Source organism: Pseudoalteromonas sp. SCSIO 43101 (genome assembly GCF_023650775.1).
Classification (GTDB): Bacteria; Pseudomonadota; Gammaproteobacteria; order Enterobacterales; family Alteromonadaceae; genus Pseudoalteromonas; species Pseudoalteromonas apostichopi.
Map to the genome: position 1 here is coordinate 453,292 of NZ_CP072674.1, position 17,934 is coordinate 471,225.

The window sequence follows — 17,934 nt, forward strand, 5'->3', positions numbered from 1 at the left end:
GTCCCTTTTTTAGTGAAAATAGCGACTTATTCGTTGATGTAGTTACAAATTATCTGTAACTTGTGTCGCCCATTTCGCTACGCACGACTATAATATTAAGTGAAATCAACATTTCCATACTAAATACTAGGGATACACAATGAAAAAACTTCCTATTGCATTGGCTCTATGTGCTGCTTTTGTGTCTGCAAACACAATGGCAGAAGTTCGCATAAACGGCTTCGCTTCAATTGTCGGCGGTAAAGCCCTTGACGACAACGCAACCCTCTATGGTTACGATGATGATATTTCGTTTAAAAACGAAAGTATGTTCGCATTACAGCTCTCCGCTGACTTACAAGAAAAGCTAAGCGCTACAGCACAAATTGTGGCTCGTGGCAGTGATGATTTTGATGCTGAGTTTGAATGGGCTTATTTAACCTATGAGTTTACTGATGAGCTACAAGTCAGTGCGGGTAAATTACGCGTTCCTTTTTATCGCTATTCAGACTTTTTAGATGTTGGTTACACTTACCGTTGGGTTCGTCCGCCACAGTCTGTTTATAACTTACCATTTTCAACGTATGAAGGTATTAGCCTTTTACACAATACGCAATTAGGCGATTGGGACTCAACAGTCCAAGTTATCTACGGTAGCTTCGATGGCAATATTGCAGTGGTATCTGTTAATGGCGATACAGAACTTAACGATATTGCAGGTATTAACTGGACGATGAGCTATGACTGGTTCAGCGCCCGTGCTGCATATTTTGTAGCAGATACAAGCATTGCCATTGAAAACGACACTGACGCGGGTATTGCGCTTAATGGCCTAGAGCAAACACTGAGAGCCGCAGGTTTTGTTGATCAAGCAGATGATATTGCTGTAGACGAAGATGATGGCTCTTTCTTCGCAGTGGGCTTTTCGATTGATTACAACAACATTCTGTTTGACGCTGAATACACTGAGTTTGAAGTAGAAAACAGCGCTCTTGCTAAACAAACTCAATACTATACATCTGTTGGTTACCGTATGGATGAGTGGATTGTGCACTTAACTTACGAAAATAACGACGACAAACACGATAGCAACCGCTATAACGCACTACCTACAGTACCTGCTTTAAATGCCGGTATTAATCAGGTTCTTGAGGGCGTAAAAGCGAAAAGCAATGTGTATACCATTGGTACTCGTTATGACTTCCACCCATCAGCCGCTTTAAAAGTGGATTTCAGTCGCTTTAAAGATGACATTTCAGATACAGAAACCGACGTTGTTGCTGTTGCTGTTGATTTAGTTTTTTAATTGGAGTTCATGATGAAAAAATTATTAATCGCTACAGCGGTCACCTTATGTTCGCACGCAGCTTTTGCTGACGTTGCTGTAATTGTGAACCCTGCAAATGGCAATGCTATTGATGAAGGTACAATCAAGAAGATTTACCTCGGTAAAGCAAAATCGTTTGATGATGGCACGAAAGTAAACCCGGTAAACCAAGACGGCAACAGCGTAAGCGATGAGTTTAACGATAAGGTGGTTGGCAAGTCGAGCAGCCAGCTAAACGCTTATTGGTCAAAACTGGTATTTACAGGCAAAGGCACTCCACCTGAAAAACTTGGCAACGATCAAGCTGTTATTGACTTTGTTGCTACCAACAGCGACGCCATTGGTTATATTGATGCTGCAAAAGTCACAGACAAAGTAAAAGTGGTTGGTACTTTTTAAGTACCAACTCCTGATAATAAAAAACCAGGCATTGCCTGGTTTTTTATTCGCTTAAATTACTCAACTTTAAATTTTGCAGTGGCGTCGAGTAATGAATCAGATAAGTAATGAAGGTTCTTCGCGACATCACGCACCGCCGACAATGAGTCCATCGTTTCTTCAAATGACATATGCATGTTCGACACATTTTCGACTACCATGCTCGCAACCGATGTCTGCTCTTCAGTTGCTGCTGCAATTTGTGAGTTCATACCGTTAATTTCTAAGATCTGTTCAGAAATCTTATCAATAGACTGCCCAGTACTTTCAGCAGCCTCTGCATTATTTGTAGCCATGTCTCGTGCTGAATTCATCGCATTTACAGCATCACTTGCCGCAGTTGTTAAGGTAGAAAGTAGCTCTCTGATCTCGTTTGTTGAATGCGATGTTCTAGAAGCCAGTTCACGCACTTCATCTGCAACAACCGCAAAGCCCCGTCCTTGTTCACCTGCACGCGCGGCTTCAATAGCCGCGTTTAGCGCTAGTAAATTAGTTTGTTCGGCAATTGAGGTGATCACATTTAAGATTTGCGTCACATTTTTGGTGTCATTAGCTAGTTGATTAATCGTTGATGAAGCTTGATTTATTTCTTCACTCAATGTGCGAGATTCGGTTACAGAGCGCTGTATTTGCGTTTTACTCTGCTCAACCTCTCGCTCGGCTGTTTGCGCAGCTTGTGATGCGTTTGCCGCCGAATGAGAGATATCAGCAACACTTTGACGCATTTCTTCCATCGACTGCTTAACAATATCAGCATCTGATGTTTGTTTAGTTGTCGCGCGTTCAGCTCGCTCCATACCTTGCACTAGTCGCGTTGAGTTCTCCATTAATGGTTCACAAACAGCTATTACTTCAAGTACCGCAGCTTTTAACAGTTGAATAAACGCGTTGAAGTTAATCGATACCTGACCAATCTCATCTTTTGCATGTACTTCAAGTTGCGTGCTTAACGACCCTTTACCATCTGCTAATAGACGTAAGTTATTTGCTGCAGCACTTGCTGATGAGCCAATTCCACGAGCAATCCAAATAGAGGTAACAATTAGTAAGATCAGCGATACAACAGACACTACAAGCATTAAATTAAGTGCGTTATCTGAACGAGCTTTAGTTGCTTGAACCAGCTCAAAAAATCGATCATCTGCGCGAGTTTGTGATTGTTTAAAGCCTGCTAGTACAGCCTCATATTGCTGTGTTTTTTGCTGTGCTTGCTGCTGAATTTTACTGAAATCGGCAGTACCATCGATCATTGAGGTTGCAATGCTCGACGAGGTTTGTGCGTAAAGCTCTAATTGTTTTTTGGTATCGGCATGCACATAGCTGTCGTTAATGCTGATGATATTTTGTAGATTTTCATTAATCGTTTTATACGTTTGCGCAGCACTATCAACTAAGTCTGATTCACCAAACGTGACCGCTTGAGTGTATAATTCATCTAGTTTTTCAAGTAGCGCAACGTTTGCAGATGTAAGTTTAACTACCTGATATGACGATTTCTCTAGCTCGTCGAGCGAGATTTTGTTGTCATTCATCGCTATAAAATTAGTTACTACTATGATCACGAATGCCGTTATAGCAATGCATGTTATGGCGTGTATTTTTTTTGTAATGCTCAAGTTATTGAAAGAAATACCTGCAGACATTGAATCCACCTCTACTGTCATATTACTTAGTATTATCGCCCGATTTCCCTAAAGTATTAACTATATTTATATATTTTCAGGTTTTTTTTCATATTTGTTTCATTTGTAGGAAGCGGGACTTGATGAAAAAAGACAATATTCACAAAAACGGAACTGTCAGCTTTCAACCATAAGCCCCAGACGCGCGAAACAAACATTAGACGCAGGGCTTTAGGTTCTAGGTTCTAGGCTTTAGGTTTTAGGACACGATGTAAAATCGCTGCTCCCTCGAATCTCGCAACTGGAGACTCGCTAACTAATACTTTTCCCGGCTAAAGCCAGTCCTAAGGGCTTAATTGTCGTAACTTTACTCTTCCCCCTTGAAACTTTCTTCTTTTTAATAGCGTTCTTTGGGGCTGATCTGTATAATCCGCGGCCTATTATTTACCCTATTGCTTGTTTATTTTCGCAGTTGCTGCGCCCATAACCCTGTCAGTATTTTTCTAGGAACAATTCGTTGATTTCAACCGCAAATATCACCATGCAATTTGGTGCAGAGCCCCTTTTTGAGAACATTTCAGCTAAGTTTGGTAACGGTAATCGCTACGGTTTAATTGGCGCAAATGGCTGCGGCAAATCAACCTTTATGAAAATTTTAAGCGGTGCGCTTGTTCCAACCTCTGGCAATGTGTCGATTGCTCCGGGTTTAAAGCTAGGTACGCTAAGTCAAGACCAGTTTGCGTTTGAGCAATACACAGTGGTTGATGCAGTGATCATGGGTGATGCAGAACTTTGGAAAGTTAAACAAGAACGCGACCGTATCTATTCACTACCAGAAATGAGTGAAGAAGACGGTATGAAAGTAGCTGAGCTTGAAAGCATTTTTGCTGAAATGGATGGCTACACAGCAGAAAGCCGTGCAGAAGAAATTTTGCTCCAAGCGGGCATAGAACAAGAGTTTCATTATGGTTTAATGGCAAACGTTGCGCCGGGTTGGAAACTACGTGTGTTATTAGCACAGGCACTGTTTGCAAACCCTGATATTTTGCTACTTGATGAACCAACCAATAACCTCGACATTCATACCATTACTTGGCTAGCTAACGAGCTTAACCAGCGTAAGTGTACGATGATTATCATCTCGCACGACCGTCACTTCTTAAACTCGGTATGTACTCACATGGCCGATATCGACTACGGTGAGCTTAGAATTTACCCTGGTAACTACGAAAAGTGGATCGAAGCTTCAAGCTTGCAGCGTGAACAACTGCTTGCTGAAAACGCAAAGAAGAGCGCTGAAATAGACGAACTACAAGAGTTCGTAAACCGCTTTGGTGCTAATGCATCAAAAGCAAAACTAGCTAGCTCTCGTGCTAAGCGCATGGATAAAATTAAACTTGATGAAGTAAAAGCATCAAGTCGTATTAGTCCATCACTACGTTTTGATGAAGGCAAAAAGATGTATCGCCAAGCGTTAGAGCTAACTAAATTAGGTCATGGCTTTGATGGTGAAACCCTGTTCAGTGGGGGTGAGTTATTACTTGAAGCTGGCGCTAAGCTTGCAGTTATTGGTGAAAACGGTGTCGGTAAAACTACCCTTTTACGCTGCCTTGTTAGCGAATTACAAAGTAATGAAGGCGTAGTTAAGTGGTCTGAAAATGCCAGCATTGGTTATTGTCCGCAAGACAGCAGCAAAGACTTTGATAACGACTTAACCCTATTCGATTGGATGTCGCAGTGGCGCACAGCTAAGCACAACGATTTAATGGTACGCGCTATGTTAGGCCGTTTACTATTTACCGCAGATGACGCTAACAAAAAAGCGCGTAACTGCTCGGGTGGTGAAAAGAACCGTCTATTGTTTGGTAAGTTAATGATGCAAGACATCAATGTGCTAATTATGGACGAGCCAACCAACCACATGGATATGGAAGCCATTGAAGCACTCAATAACGCATTAAAAGATTACCAAGGCACGCTGATTTTTGTGAGCCACGACCGTGAGTTTGTATCTTCATTAGCGACTCGTATCATCGATATTAAAGACCAACAACTTATCGATTTTCAGGGCACGTTTGACGAATATATGGACCATGTTGCGCAACAAGCGCAATAACCCCTTCTTCGAAAAGGTGAGCAAGTTAGCTCACCTTTTTTGTTTACGTTCAGTTATATATTCACTTTACTGAATTACCCATTTTAGGTAACTTAAATTTCTTTGACTTCAATAGAACAATAAATTTAAGGGACCTAAATGAAAAAGCTCCTCAGCGTATCGGCACTGACTCTGGCTCTAACAGCCTGTGGTGGCGGTTCATCAACAGATAAAACGCCTGATGTAAAAGTAGAGCAAAATACTGCACCAACGCTTTCTGGCTCGCTCACTCTCTCTACTAAAGCACTTGAATCAGCTAATTTAGTTGTTGATTTAAAAGATGAGCAAAACGACAGTGTTACTACAACGATTATTGATAAGCCAGAGTGGCTAAATGTAACCACCAGCAGTAATCAAGTAACTTTTAGTGCACAGCCAAGCTTATTCGAAGTAGCTAACCATGCTTTTACTGTGGAAGTCTCTGATGGTAAAGCAAGTAACCAATATACCCTAACCATTAATGTTGCCGAAAACCGTGCAGCATGGCAACCGATTGAGCTTAGCAATAGCGAAGTGATGGGTAATTGGCAATCAAGCGATGGTAGCGTAAAGCTGGCATTTGCTACTGAAGATGCCGGGGTGATTGCTCAAAATGGTGAGTTAAGCCGTTTTGATTGGTCGAATCCTGATGTGATTGCATTAAATACCCAAGCGATTGATTGCTTGCATGAGTGTAATCAACAAGCTCTTCTTGAAATGGAAGTGTTGGCTAAGCGCGATGATGCTATTCGTGTTGAGCTTTTTAATGTTTCAACCGATAAAGGCGAAGTAGTTACCCTTTTTAAATCCAATACAGAGCTTAGCTCTGCGTATTATGCTGATATGGATCACACTACTTTTCACACGGTGAATCATTTAAATACCGAAGGTGAAGAGAGCTATTTTGAAGTATCGATAGCAAGCTATATTCCGACGGCTTCAGGCAGTACCACATCATTCCCTTATGCAGAGTTTTCGGCGACCTTACAAGGTAAAACGTTAACGATTAATGGCGACAAATTTCTTACGAACACCTATGCAAATCAGCTAAATAAAGAAGGCTACGAGGTGAATGTAGAGTTTGACCTTAACCTCGTTAATGCCGAAGTTGTTGCGCAGTTCGATGATTTTGCGGTGCTAAAACTACAACATGTTCTTAGCTATCATGATGAAGCTGACGCTGCGAATATTATTAAGTCAGAAGAGCTAACTGAAGCTATGAAGGTGAAAACGTCGGTTGTTGCATTACAAAAACTGACACCTATTGCGGTTCCTGATCTTAAAGTGGGTAAAACATATACTGGTCGCTTAAATAATAAAAATTCAGATACAGGCGAAGGGTTAACGATTCGTTATTTACCAACATTTTTCACCATCACAGCAGCCAACACTGCAACGGTAACATTCAATACGCCAAGAAGTACTGACTCGTTCAAGTGGCATTACAACTTAGACAATAATGGCGAAACCGTTAAGGTAACCGGCAATGGCCTAGATACCAGCTTACAATTTTTCACTCTGCCTGATGGTAAAACACTCATGGTGCGCGAGCGAAATAAAGAAGAGCGTCAGGCTCGCTTAGGGTATGAATTCATGGAAGTGATTGATGATTCAACCATCACTCTTGATGACTATAAGCACCTATTTAGCTACTTACGTCAAGGCTACACCAGCGGTAACCTGAAAACATACTGGTTTATAAATGATGATGGTAAAGGCAGCTTTTATTATGCTGATCAATATGGCCTTGAAAACAGAGCTAACTTTACGCCAAATACCTATTGGCAATTTGAAGCTGATAACAGTATTAGTTTTGCAATGATGTCTCAGTGCCCAAGTGCAGTTGATTACTCTAGCTGTAAGGATGATGTGTTAGGCGATGATGAAAATTTATATGCTTCTTTAATTAATTTTAAAATTATTCATAAAGATGCAGATAAATTCATTTTCGACCGCCTGTTTTGGCAACGTATCTATAACTACAGCGATAAAGAAGTTGAAGAAAACATATACCAAAACAGTTATTGGTTAGGTATTGAGAAGTAAAAGCGCTTTCAGCTATCAGCCTTCAGCGGTCAGCCGCGCGAAACAAGTTTCACGCCTACATGTAGCAGCGGGTTTATCCCGCGTCCTTGGTGCTAGGCTTTAGGTTCTAGGCGCTAGGACGCGATGTAAAATCGCTGCTACTTGTTCGGCGTTAAAACGCCTCCTACATCTCGCAACTTTCCCCTCGCATCTCGCATTTCGCATTTCGCATTTCGCATTTCGCATTTCGCATTTCGTAACTTTACTCTTTCCCCTCCTAACTTTCCCCTTGTAACTCGCTAACTTCTTTAAATAAAAAAGGCCACACAGTTCAGCTGTGTGGCCTTTGTACTTAACGGAATTTTAAATTAGATATCGAAGCGGTCGGCGTTCATTACTTTCACCCATGCGTCGACAAAGTCTTTTACAAAACGTTCGTTGTTATCGTCTTGTGCATAAAACTCTGCGTATGAGCGAAGGATTGAGTTTGATCCAAATACTAAATCAACGCGCGTTGCTGTCCACTTAGTTACACCTGTACTGCGCTCAATGATGTCATAATAGCCTTTCGCTATTGGCTTCCAAGTATAAGCCATGTCGGTTAGGTTCACGAAAAAGTCGGTACTTAATGTGCCTACGTTATCTGTAAATACACCGTGTAAAGTACCATTATGATTAGTACCTAGAACACGCATGCCACCGACAAGAGCGGTCATTTCTGGTGCTGTTAAGCCCATTAATTGCGAACGCTCTAACATTAGCTCCTCTGCTGATACCGTGTACTCTTCTTTGAGCCAGTTACGGAAACCATCATGAATTGGCTCAAGTACGTCAAACGAGTCAGCATCTGTCATTTCGTCTGTGGCATCACCACGACCAGGCGCAAATGGGACTTTTATATCAACGCCCGCGGCTTTCGCAGCTTGTTCAACAGCAGCTGACCCACCAAGTACAATTAAATCAGCTAGGCTTACTGGTTTATTTAAACTCGCTTGTACTGACTCAAGTGCGCTTAATACTTTAGCTAAACGCTTTGGTTCATTGCCCTGCCAATCTTTTTGCGGCGCGAGGCGAATACGTGCACCGTTTGCACCACCGCGATGGTCTGAGCCACGATAAGTACGGGCGCTATCCCATGCTGTTGCAATTAATTCTGCTTGGCTTACACCACAGTTAAGTAGCTTAGTTTTAAGTTCACTAATTTCGCTGTCTGATAAGGTGTAATCTACCGCTGGGATTGGATCTTGCCAGATCAGATCTTCGCTTGGTACATCAGCACCTAAATAACGTGATTTTGGACCTAAGTCACGGTGCGTTAGTTTAAACCAAGCACGAGCAAACACATCACTAAAGTATTCAAAATCATCGTTAAAACGCTCAATGATCTTACGATAAGTTGGGTCCATCTTCATCGCCATATCGGCGTCGGTCATAATAGGATTTAGACGAATTGATGGATCTTCAACATCAACTGGTTTGTCTTCTTCTTTAATATCAATTGGCTCCCACTGCCACGCACCCGCAGGGCTTTTCTTAAGCTCCCAGTCGTAGTTAAGCAGCAAGTAGCAATAACCGTTATCCCATTTTGTTGGGTGAGTTGTCCACGCACCTTCAATACCTGAGGTCATGGTGTCGCGACCAATACCACGTGAATTATGGTTGTTCCAACCTAAACCCTGCTCAAACACATCGGCCGCTTCTGGTTCTGGACCAACGTTTTCTTCGCTACCATTACCATGGGTTTTACCCACAGTGTGACCGCCAACTGTCAGCGCAGCTGTTTCTTCGTCATCCATTGCCATGCGGGCAAATGTTTCGCGAACTTGCTCAGCAGTTTTAAGCGGGTCTGGGTTACCATTCACCCCTTCTGGATTAACATAAATTAAGCCCATTTGTACCGCTGCCAATGGATTTTCCATGGTATCTGGCTTGGCTACATTTGAATAACGCCCATCACTTGGTGCTAACCACTCTTTTTCAGCGCCCCAATAAACATCTTTTTCTGGGTGCCAAATATCTTCGCGGCCACCTGCAAAACCGAAGGTTCTTAAACCCATTGATTCGTAAGCCATATTACCAGCTAAAATAATTAAGTCGGCCCAAGAAAGTTTGTTACCGTATTTCTTTTTAATTGGCCAAAGTAATCGTCGAGCTTTATCTAGGTTAGCGTTGTCTGGCCATGAGTTTAACGGTGCAAACCGTTGGTTACCTGTACCACCGCCACCACGGCCATCTTCTAAACGATATGAACCTGCTGAGTGCCACGCCATTCGGATCATCAAACCACCGTAATGACCCCAATCGGCTGGCCACCATTCTTGGCTTTCGGTCATTAGGTTTTTTAAATCGGTTTTAACGGCTTCAAGGTCTAGTGATTTGAATGCTTCTGCGTAATTAAAGTCTTTGCCGTAAGGGTTCGTTTTGCTGTCGTGTTGATGAAGAATGTCGAAATTAAGTGCGTTTGGCCACCAGTCAGTGTTCGATTGAGCTGTGACAGTATTACTACCATGCATTACCGGGCACCCGCCCGTTTTTCCATTACTCATTGCGTGCTCCTAGAAAGCTAAAATATGACGAAACGCTAGAAATTACTTTTATCTCTTTCGTCATAAAGAGAGATTTTCTACTAGTTATGAATAACTAATAGCGAATAAGTTCCTGTTGTTTGAAACTATAGGAGTTGTATTTAAATAAAGCTAGATGCAAAAGATGGTTTTAAATCGATTGCACCGATAGGAAAATTTGATTTGATTCATTTTATTAAAGCGTCCATTTTATAAGGGTATTTTTTACAGCGAGTAGCCCTTATGAAAACAATTAATCCTGAAGTTGCTAGACAGCTAAGTATTAACTTTTTTATCGCCCATTTACCTATTTTGATGTTATCGGGATTTGTGGTGGCGTCGCTTGTGGGGCTAATTTTCAGAAGCTCTGCATTGTTTTGGATAGCACTATTAATTACGCCTTTCAGCATTAATTATTTATATTCTAAAAAGCGTATTAAGCAATTTTGTAAAGACAACAAATGCACTGATATTTCTTGTCTTGCTAAGCAAACTGATTAATTTTTAATTTTATTACCCAGTCACCAGATTATTTAGCCTTCAATTTGTATGAATATTAATTAGTTATGCGAGTTTTTGCGGCAATTTAAAGGTTAGCGTAACACCATGATCAGGCATGCTATCAATGCTCACCTCACCTTGCAGTGCTTGGGTTGCAAGGTTATAAACTATCGACATACCCAAACCACTACCGCCACTACCACGTTTAGTAGTAAAAAATGGTTCGAACACTTTATGCATTACATCTTCACTCATGCCATGACCATTGTCTTTGTAGGTTACTGTGTAGCTGTGGGTGTCATCATCAATACCTACAGTAATATCAATTCGATTTTGCTCACGCCCTATAAACCCATGAACACAGCTGTTATTCACAAGATTTAAGAATATTTGGCTAAGGGCTCCCGGAACGGTAATGAGCGAAAAATCATCAACGCAGTCAATGTTCACTTCAACATTATTACTGCGGGTTAGTGGCATTAGACTGTGTAAAATGTTTTCAAAATAGTCTTTAATATTCGTTTCGAGTAAATTGAGTGATGATTGATCAACCGCCGTTTGCTTAAAATCACTAATGAGCTTTGCAGCTCGCTCAAGATTCGCAAAGGAAATTTTGATGCACTCGTTTAAATGATTCATACCCTCAAGTAAGGCCGCTTTTGTTAGCGTATTTGCCTCTATAAGTTGATTAAGGCTATTTAGCTTATCCTTAGCCGAGCTATTTGCTGTTACAGCGATGCCAATAGGCGTATTTACCTCATGAGCAATGCCCGCCACGAGATTACCAAGTGACGCCATTTTTTCGGCTTCAATTAGTTTTTCTTGCATTGCAGTAAGCTCAGATAAGGTTTTTTCAAGGGTACGAGTACGCTCTGCAACACGTTGCTCTAAATGCAGATTAGCTCGTTCAAGCTCAGCATTCATGCGTTCATTCTCTTGTGCTGAGAGTGCTCTGCCATATAAGTCAGCTAATGCACCAATAAAGGAGCATTCATCTTCTGTCCATTGCCGTGGTCCACCTATATGCTCACAGCAAAATATCCCGATCATTTTACCTTTATAGCGAATTGGTGCATCTAACATAGCGCCAATATTAAGTGGTTTTAAGTAGCTTTCACTAAACTCAAAGGTGGCAGGGTCAGTATGAGCATCCTCTGCGGTGATAGTACGCTGGGTATCAAGTGCTTTGAAATAAGCTGGATATGCATCACGAGGCAATACTAACATTTGAATTTCTTTGCCGTTTTCTCTATCAAGTAGTAATCGGCACTCAATCGCGGTATTTTCGGCATTTAACAACCATATCCCTGCTCTGCCAATTTCAAGGCCATCTAGTACCGCATTCAGAATTAAGCGTTCAGCTAATTCAACATTGCCACTGTCAAGATCGGAAGAAATTGATACTCCATACAGCAGTTGGACTAGTTGTTGGCGCATACTCTCACCTTTTAGTTTTACGACACTTTAAGTCTAGACGAACATTATAAATCTGACAGAATGATTATAATTTTTTAAAAACTCATTTAGTATTAAGTAGTTGTTCAGATAAATAAGAGTATATTGTACCCAACTCCTGTTAATACCCTTTACGACTTTATGTTGTTTAAGCAGTTTGGCCAGCTCTCCCCCGAGCTGGTTTTTTTTTGCCTAGTCCACAGTGCTAACGCATGTTACAGTTACCTTAGAAATCATCAAAAATTAATATCTCATGCGTTATACCTTAATTTTAATCACATTTTTAATGAGCTTTAGCACTTTTGCAGTTGCTCAAAATGAACCTGAAAACCGCCCTGCGTTAACCGATGTTGAGCAGCAACAAGCTCTCGATAAGCTTCAAGAACCAATGTATAAGCCACTGTTAGAGCGATATATTCTTGATGAATTAAAAGCAGTGCGCCAAGACCAGCAAAAATTACGCGAAGACGTAACTAAGCAAGTAGCTCATACACAACTTGATACCGCAGATCGTGCGATTACTTATACAACAGACACCATTAATAATGTGTTTTTCATTATTACTATTACAGCTTCAATTTTGGTGTTAGTTGGTTGGAATTCCCTGCGTGACGTAAAAAACAAAGTAGAAGACATTGTAAACACACGTGTTAGTGCGATTACACAAGAATACGAAGATCGCTTGAAAGTACTTGAAGAAAAGTTACGTGAGCGATCTGAAGAGATCTTATTAAACCAACAAAAGATCTCGATCACTAACGAAGTTCATTCTTTATGGATGCGTGCCAACTTAGAAAGCGATGTTGCGAATAAGATCGAGATTTTTGACGAAATATTAAAGCGTAAACCTGAAGACGTTGAAGCAATTGCCTATAAAGCGGATGCGCTATTAGAAATTAACGAAACAGGTGAAGCCATTGAACTTTGTAATCAAGCGCTAGAAATTGATAGCGACTACGGCTATGCATACTGGCAACGTGCTTGTGCGTATGCATTACTGCATAAACATGCTGATGCAATGGCAGACATTCGCATGGCACTTGAGTATTCTCCAAACCTTCGTAACGAGCTATTACACGAAAGCGCTTTTGCCAGCCTGCACGACAACGACAGCTTTAATTCGTTGTTAAACGAAATGGCTTAGCCGAAACCCATGTAGCAGCGGGTTTATCCCGCGTCATAGGCGCTAGGGTTTAGGTTCTAGGCTCTAGGTCCTAGGCGCTAGGACGCGATGTAAAATCGCTGCTACCTAGTACCTCGTAACTTTCACCTTTCCCCTTGTAACTTGAATTCAACTAACTTTCACCCATAAAAAAGAGCAGCTAAGCTGCTCTTTTTTCTAACGGAAGAATAACACTTTGGTTATTTTGCCATTCTCTATTTTGTAGCTGGTGACAAACTCAGAACGCTTGTCGACGACTTTGGGGTCTTGTGAACATGTTTCAGAGAGTTCATGATCAATCACGATGTTGCCAAGCACAATGCGTTTAATTGGTGATGACTTAATGCACTTTAGCTTTTTAAACATGATGCCATATCGAGCAATAAGCTTTTCTTTACCTTTAAACATCAACTCATTCGGGAATGTATAAAACTCTACGTTTTCGTCATACATCTTAATGAATGCATCGATGTTTCGTGCATTATAAGCTGCAATCAGCTGTTCAATCACCGCCATCGATTCACGTGACTGACGCGCTTTTTCTTGCTGCTTAGCTGTAAGGGCTTCTTTAGCTTGGTTAACGGCTTTTTCAGCTTCTGCAACTGCTTGCTGTTTTTCAGCAACTGTTTTTGGTTGCTCTGCAGGTGCGGGAGTTTGTGTGCCTAGCACTTTGCTGTCATCAACTTCTGCAACCGCTTTTAAAGCTTCTGCAGTGGCTTTTTGCTCATCGCTGCTTTGAGTTTTTTCGGCTGTTGCTTTCGCTGTTTCAGTTTCAGACGCTGATTTTTGTTCTGTTGCAGGCTTTTCTTCAATAAACTCTAAGCTAGGTAAGTCCTTCTTTTCGGCTTTTTGTTCATTGCTAGTTTGAGGTTGGACTTGCTCTACTGTTTCGTCACTTGCAATTGACTGCCAAGAGAATAATAAACTGATTGCAAAAAATAACGGTTTCATAGTTTTCCTAAATGCATCATGCCTGATTGAGGCGCTAAGGTAGCAAATTATGACTGCTTGGCATAGTTTTTTACCAATATTGCTCTACTGTTATCTGCCCAGGTTCGCGGCGTCTGTTGCGGCTAAAACCCAGCTCTAATAAAATAGCTGTGGTGTCTTTTACCATTTTTGGATTACCGCAAATCATAAACTGTGCGGTATCAGGTACAGTAGGATGCCCTATTACATCAAACAAACGATGGTCTTTAATTACATCTGTGATCCGACCATTAAAACCTACTTCGGCTGACTCTCGGCTGACTACGGGTGAATAGTAAAGGTTCGGGTACTGTTGCTGAAGCGCTTTAATACGCTCTTGATAGCTTAAGTCCTCGTTAAAACGAACACCATGCACTAGGTGAACATGCTCAAATTTTTGCCACACTTCACCCTGCTCTAATATTGAAATAAAAGGTCCAAGCGCTGTACCAGTACTCAGCATATAAAGTTGTTCGCTGCCAGGTACTTCATCAAGGGTAAAAAAACCTGTGGCGCGACGTTCAATTGTAACTGAGTCACCTGATTTTAATTGTGCTAGCTGCTGAGAAAGTTGGCCGTCTTTGACGTTAATAAGATAAAACTCAAGATCGGGATTATTAGGCGCATTCACATAAGAATATGCGCGTGCAACACGTTTATCACCCACTTGCATAGCTAACTTAGTAAACTGCCCTGCCGTAAATGGCTCAACATCGGCATTAACGATTAAGCTAAATAATGACTCAGTCCACCATTTAACGTCTTTAACCTTAGCTTCAACCCAATTAGACATACACATCCTCAATTGTTGTTCCTCTATTAAAAGTGGCAACAATTAGTTGAATTTTCAAGTTTTAAGGGGCGGTTGCAAGTTGCGAGCAGGATTTTACGCGAGGTAAACAGGCAGCTATAAAAAAAGCCGCATAAATGCGGCTTTGAGGTTAGTCTCACTTCACTTTGGGCGTGTTTCCAAATTTCAGTGAATACGTTACCAAGGAACTTATTTAAATTGATTCTAAAGCAATTTTAACCATTTCGTTAAACGTGCTTTGACGCTCTTCACTTGGTGTTGCTTCACCAGTGATTACGTGGTCACTTACAGTAAATAGTGCCATCGCTTTTGCGCCGTATTCAGCGGCTACGCCGTACATGCCAGCTGTTTCCATATCAACAGCAAGTACGCCTAGCTTGTCTAATTCTTGATAAAAAGTGTTATCTGCTTGATAGAATGTATCTGTTGTAAATACATTACCTACCTTCGCTTCAATACCTAATTCTTTTGCTGCGTTTACACCATTTAGTAATAAACCAAAATCAGCAATTGCGGCAAAGTCGTAACCACGAACGCGCGCACGGTTTACGTTTGAATCAGTACTTGCACCTTGTGCAAAGATAACGTCACGGATTTTGATATCGCTACCAATACCACCACAGGTACCAATACGAATTAGATTTTTAACGCCGTAACTAACGATCAATTCACGGGCATAAATTGACATTGATGGAATACCCATCCCAGAGCCCATAATACTTACTGGTTTACCTTTGTAGGTACCGGTAAAACCATACATATTACGAACGCCTGTTACTTGTTTTGCGTCATCTAAAAAGTTTTCAGCAATGTATTGAGCGCGAAGCGGATCACCCGGCATTAATACCGTTTCTGCAAATTCGCCTACATCGGCGCTGATATGAGGAGTACTCATTATTGGTTTCCTTTTTTGTTCGCTAATAGCTTGTCGTTAAAGCTATCACCGTATTCAAGTGCAGGAAGATTAAACCACTGGGCAAGGGTTTGACCTATGTCTGCAAAACTAGCTCGTTCTCCAAGCGGGGTGTTTGTCATTCCCGGTTGGTAGGCAAGTACTGGCACGTATTCACGTGTATGGTCAGTGCCTGCTGCTGTTGGATCACATCCGTGATCGGCGGTAATGATTAACACATCATCGCTATTTAGCTGATTTAAAATGGTCGGCAGATAATCATCAAACTCTTTTAATGCTTTAGCGTAGCCAACTGCATTACGGCGATGACCGTACTTTTCATCAAAATCAACTAAATTTGTAAAAATCAAACTATGATCAGGTGCACTTGCGATAACTTCTGAGGTTTTCTCAAGTAAGTTCATCAGCCCTGGCGCTTTGTGTTTTTGGGTGATGCCTTGGTGCGCATAAATATCAGAAATTTTACCGATACTGATCACTTCACCACCGTCTTGCGATAATTTATCTAGCAAAGTTGGCGACGGTGGAAGCACCGAGTAGTCACGACGATTACCTGTACGGGCAAAATCATCGCTGCTCGAACCCAAAAATGGCCGCGCAATCACTCTTCCTATGTTCATTTCATCAAGCAGCGCCCGTGCGATTTCGCAAACCTGATAAAGTTTCTCCAGTCCAAATGATTCTTCGTGCGCGGCTATTTGAAACACGCTATCAACTGAGGTGTAGCAAATTGGCATGCCAGTTTGCATGTGCTCTTCACCTAGTTGTTCTAAAATGGTCGTTCCTGAGGCATAGCAGTTACCTAAGATGCCAGGAATACCTGCGCGAGCAATAAGCTCATCAACAAATTCTTGTGGAAAACACGGCTGTGTATTTGGAAAATAACCCCAATCAAACAACACAGGTACACCGGCCATTTCCCAATGTCCAGAAGGTGTGTCTTTACCACTTGATAACTCTTTAGCGTAACCCCACGCGCCAGTAGGTGCTTGTCGGTCACTTACTAAACAAGGTTCTTTACCTGCGGCTTCGCATGCATCAGCTAAACCTAGACGGGTAAGATTGGGTAGCGATAAATGCTCACCAGTTTCTTCTGCATAGGCTTTAAGTAAATGAGCAAAAGTATTTGCGCCTACATCACCAAACTTCTCTGCGTCAGGTGCTGCGCCTATTCCTAGGCTATCTGCCATTAAGATGAGTGCTCTTGCCATGGGTACCTCGTTATCAATATGTGAATACTTTATATGCTCTTCGAATTTTTGGTACAGGACATAAGTCCTGTTTCATAAAACAGAAACATTATAAATTTGCATCCCTAAGCGAAGCAAAAGAGATTAATCGTGTCTTTTTTGCTATTGTGATCTACCTAACAATGTTTCCTTCTGTGTGGGCGAGAACTTTAGTGACACGAACAATTATAGCTATTGCTGGCGCATCTGCGTCGGGCAAGTCTCTTTTTAGCAAGACAATTTATAACGAATTAGTCAATGAGCTTGAACCGGGCGCGATCGCAGTGATCGAAGAAGATGCTTATTACAAAGACCAGTCGCATTTGCCGTTTGACCATCGAACGCAAACCAATTACGACCATCCTGATGCTTTCGAGCATGAGCTTTTGCATGAGCACTTACTTCAATTGCGCGCTGGAAAATCGGTAGACGTACCAACTTATGACTATGCAATGCATACCCGTAGCGATGAAACGCGCCGAGTTGCATCTGCAAAAGTACTTATCGTTGAAGGTATTTTGCTACTGAGTGATCCGGCACTTCGAAAAGAATTTGATATTAAGGTGTTTATTGATACACCTTTAGATATCTGCCTTATGCGCCGTATGCAACGAGATATGGAGCAGCGTGGCAGAACATTACAGTCCGTTGTTGATCAATATCAAGCGACAGTGCGACCTATGTTTTATCAGTTTATTGAGCCATCAAAACACAAAGCTGATCTCGTAGTCACTCGCGGCGGTATGAATCGCGTTGCCATTGATATAATTAAAAGTAAAATAAAATATTTACTGCAACAATAACA

Annotated in this window: 14 protein-coding genes; 7 read left to right on the forward strand and 7 right to left on the reverse strand. The window is 41.5% G+C overall.

Going from position 1 to position 17,934, the window contains the following annotated elements; all coding sequences use genetic code 11:
• The first annotated feature begins 139 nt into the window (after nucleotides 1–139).
• Both J8Z25_RS19080 and J8Z25_RS19085 read left to right on the forward strand, forming a co-directional pair.
• On the forward strand, nucleotides 140–1,285 hold the full coding sequence (locus J8Z25_RS19080; RefSeq protein ID WP_130052963.1) for a porin: 1,146 nt from the start codon (nucleotides 140–142) through the stop codon (nucleotides 1,283–1,285).
• Between the two features lie 12 nt (nucleotides 1,286–1,297).
• Nucleotides 1,298–1,705 (forward strand): type 2 periplasmic-binding domain-containing protein, encoded by a 408-nt coding sequence (locus J8Z25_RS19085; protein WP_130053041.1) that lies wholly within the window; start codon nucleotides 1,298–1,300, stop codon nucleotides 1,703–1,705.
• A 56-nt stretch (nucleotides 1,706–1,761) separates the two neighbouring features.
• Here J8Z25_RS19085 and J8Z25_RS19090 read toward each other — a convergent pair whose 3' ends face one another.
• On the reverse strand, nucleotides 1,762–3,387 hold the full coding sequence (locus J8Z25_RS19090) for a methyl-accepting chemotaxis protein (protein ID WP_250662066.1): 1,626 nt from the start codon (nucleotides 3,385–3,387) through the stop codon (nucleotides 1,762–1,764).
• A gap of 496 nt (nucleotides 3,388–3,883) precedes the next feature.
• Between J8Z25_RS19090 and J8Z25_RS19095 the strand changes: the two genes are divergently transcribed.
• Together J8Z25_RS19095 and J8Z25_RS19100 are read left to right on the forward strand one after the other, a co-directional pair.
• Nucleotides 3,884–5,482: an ABC-F family ATPase gene (locus J8Z25_RS19095; protein ID WP_256854096.1), complete on the forward strand. Its 1,599-nt coding sequence runs from the start codon at nucleotides 3,884–3,886 to the stop codon at nucleotides 5,480–5,482.
• A gap of 138 nt (nucleotides 5,483–5,620) precedes the next feature.
• Entirely contained in the window at nucleotides 5,621–7,546 is a 1,926-nt protein-coding gene (locus J8Z25_RS19100) for a hypothetical protein (RefSeq protein ID WP_250662067.1), read from the forward strand.
• A 347-nt stretch (nucleotides 7,547–7,893) separates the two neighbouring features.
• On the opposite strand, the gene katG is transcribed toward J8Z25_RS19100, so the two are convergent.
• Nucleotides 7,894–10,071, reverse strand: a complete 2,178-nt coding sequence (katG, locus tag J8Z25_RS19105; protein WP_250662068.1) for a catalase/peroxidase HPI — start codon at nucleotides 10,069–10,071, stop codon at nucleotides 7,894–7,896.
• A 261-nt stretch (nucleotides 10,072–10,332) separates the two neighbouring features.
• Between katG and J8Z25_RS19110 the strand changes: the two genes are divergently transcribed.
• On the forward strand, nucleotides 10,333–10,590 hold the full coding sequence (locus J8Z25_RS19110; RefSeq protein WP_130052968.1) for a hypothetical protein: 258 nt from the start codon (nucleotides 10,333–10,335) through the stop codon (nucleotides 10,588–10,590).
• A gap of 63 nt (nucleotides 10,591–10,653) precedes the next feature.
• Here the strand turns inward: J8Z25_RS19110 and J8Z25_RS19115 are convergent, their stop codons facing one another.
• Nucleotides 10,654–12,027 (reverse strand): GAF domain-containing sensor histidine kinase, encoded by a 1,374-nt coding sequence (locus J8Z25_RS19115; protein WP_250662069.1) that lies wholly within the window; start codon nucleotides 12,025–12,027, stop codon nucleotides 10,654–10,656.
• 271 nt (nucleotides 12,028–12,298) lie between these two features.
• Between J8Z25_RS19115 and J8Z25_RS19120 the strand changes: the two genes are divergently transcribed.
• Entirely contained in the window at nucleotides 12,299–13,189 is an 891-nt protein-coding gene (locus J8Z25_RS19120) for a tetratricopeptide repeat protein (RefSeq protein WP_130052970.1), read from the forward strand.
• A gap of 195 nt (nucleotides 13,190–13,384) precedes the next feature.
• On the opposite strand, the gene J8Z25_RS19125 is transcribed toward J8Z25_RS19120, so the two are convergent.
• The 4 genes from J8Z25_RS19125 to J8Z25_RS19140 all read right to left on the reverse strand — a co-directional run bounded on the left by J8Z25_RS19125 (nucleotide 13,385) and on the right by J8Z25_RS19140 (nucleotide 17,111).
• Complete coding sequence (locus J8Z25_RS19125; RefSeq protein WP_250662070.1) at nucleotides 13,385–14,158, reverse strand: nuclear transport factor 2 family protein; 774 nt, start codon at nucleotides 14,156–14,158, stop codon at nucleotides 13,385–13,387.
• A gap of 70 nt (nucleotides 14,159–14,228) precedes the next feature.
• On the reverse strand, nucleotides 14,229–14,969 hold the full coding sequence (locus J8Z25_RS19130; RefSeq protein WP_250662071.1) for a ferredoxin--NADP reductase: 741 nt from the start codon (nucleotides 14,967–14,969) through the stop codon (nucleotides 14,229–14,231).
• 211 nt (nucleotides 14,970–15,180) lie between these two features.
• Nucleotides 15,181–15,882 carry a purine-nucleoside phosphorylase gene (gene deoD, locus J8Z25_RS19135; RefSeq protein WP_130052973.1) on the reverse strand — a complete coding sequence of 234 codons (702 nt, stop codon included), beginning with the start codon at nucleotides 15,880–15,882 and terminating at the stop codon, nucleotides 15,181–15,183.
• Nucleotides 15,882–17,111 (reverse strand): phosphopentomutase, encoded by a 1,230-nt coding sequence (locus tag J8Z25_RS19140; RefSeq protein ID WP_130052974.1) that lies wholly within the window; start codon nucleotides 17,109–17,111, stop codon nucleotides 15,882–15,884. The genes deoD and J8Z25_RS19140 overlap by 1 nt, the downstream gene beginning before the upstream one ends.
• 191 nt (nucleotides 17,112–17,302) lie before the next feature.
• Here J8Z25_RS19140 and udk point away from each other — a divergent pair, with 191 nt between their 5' ends.
• Complete coding sequence (gene udk, locus J8Z25_RS19145) at nucleotides 17,303–17,932, forward strand: uridine kinase (protein WP_130052975.1); 630 nt, start codon at nucleotides 17,303–17,305, stop codon at nucleotides 17,930–17,932.
• Nucleotides 17,933–17,934: the final 2 nt, after the last annotated feature.

Coding starts and splice junctions, on each gene's coding strand:
- J8Z25_RS19080 (WP_130052963.1), top strand. CDS start 140: ATGAAAAAACTTCCTATTGCATTGGCTCTATGTGCTGCTTTTGTGTCT.
- J8Z25_RS19085 (WP_130053041.1), top strand. CDS start 1,298: ATGAAAAAATTATTAATCGCTACAGCGGTCACCTTATGTTCGCACGCA.
- J8Z25_RS19090 (WP_250662066.1), bottom strand. CDS start 3,387: ATGTCTGCAGGTATTTCTTTCAATAACTTGAGCATTACAAAAAAAATA.
- J8Z25_RS19100 (WP_250662067.1), top strand. CDS start 5,621: ATGAAAAAGCTCCTCAGCGTATCGGCACTGACTCTGGCTCTAACAGCC.
- katG (WP_250662068.1), bottom strand. CDS start 10,071: ATGAGTAATGGAAAAACGGGCGGGTGCCCGGTAATGCATGGTAGTAAT.
- J8Z25_RS19110 (WP_130052968.1), top strand. CDS start 10,333: ATGAAAACAATTAATCCTGAAGTTGCTAGACAGCTAAGTATTAACTTT.
- J8Z25_RS19115 (WP_250662069.1), bottom strand. CDS start 12,027: ATGCGCCAACAACTAGTCCAACTGCTGTATGGAGTATCAATTTCTTCC.
- J8Z25_RS19120 (WP_130052970.1), top strand. CDS start 12,299: ATGCGTTATACCTTAATTTTAATCACATTTTTAATGAGCTTTAGCACT.
- J8Z25_RS19125 (WP_250662070.1), bottom strand. CDS start 14,158: ATGAAACCGTTATTTTTTGCAATCAGTTTATTATTCTCTTGGCAGTCA.
- J8Z25_RS19130 (WP_250662071.1), bottom strand. CDS start 14,969: ATGTCTAATTGGGTTGAAGCTAAGGTTAAAGACGTTAAATGGTGGACT.
- deoD (WP_130052973.1), bottom strand. CDS start 15,882: ATGAGTACTCCTCATATCAGCGCCGATGTAGGCGAATTTGCAGAAACG.
- J8Z25_RS19140 (WP_130052974.1), bottom strand. CDS start 17,111: ATGGCAAGAGCACTCATCTTAATGGCAGATAGCCTAGGAATAGGCGCA.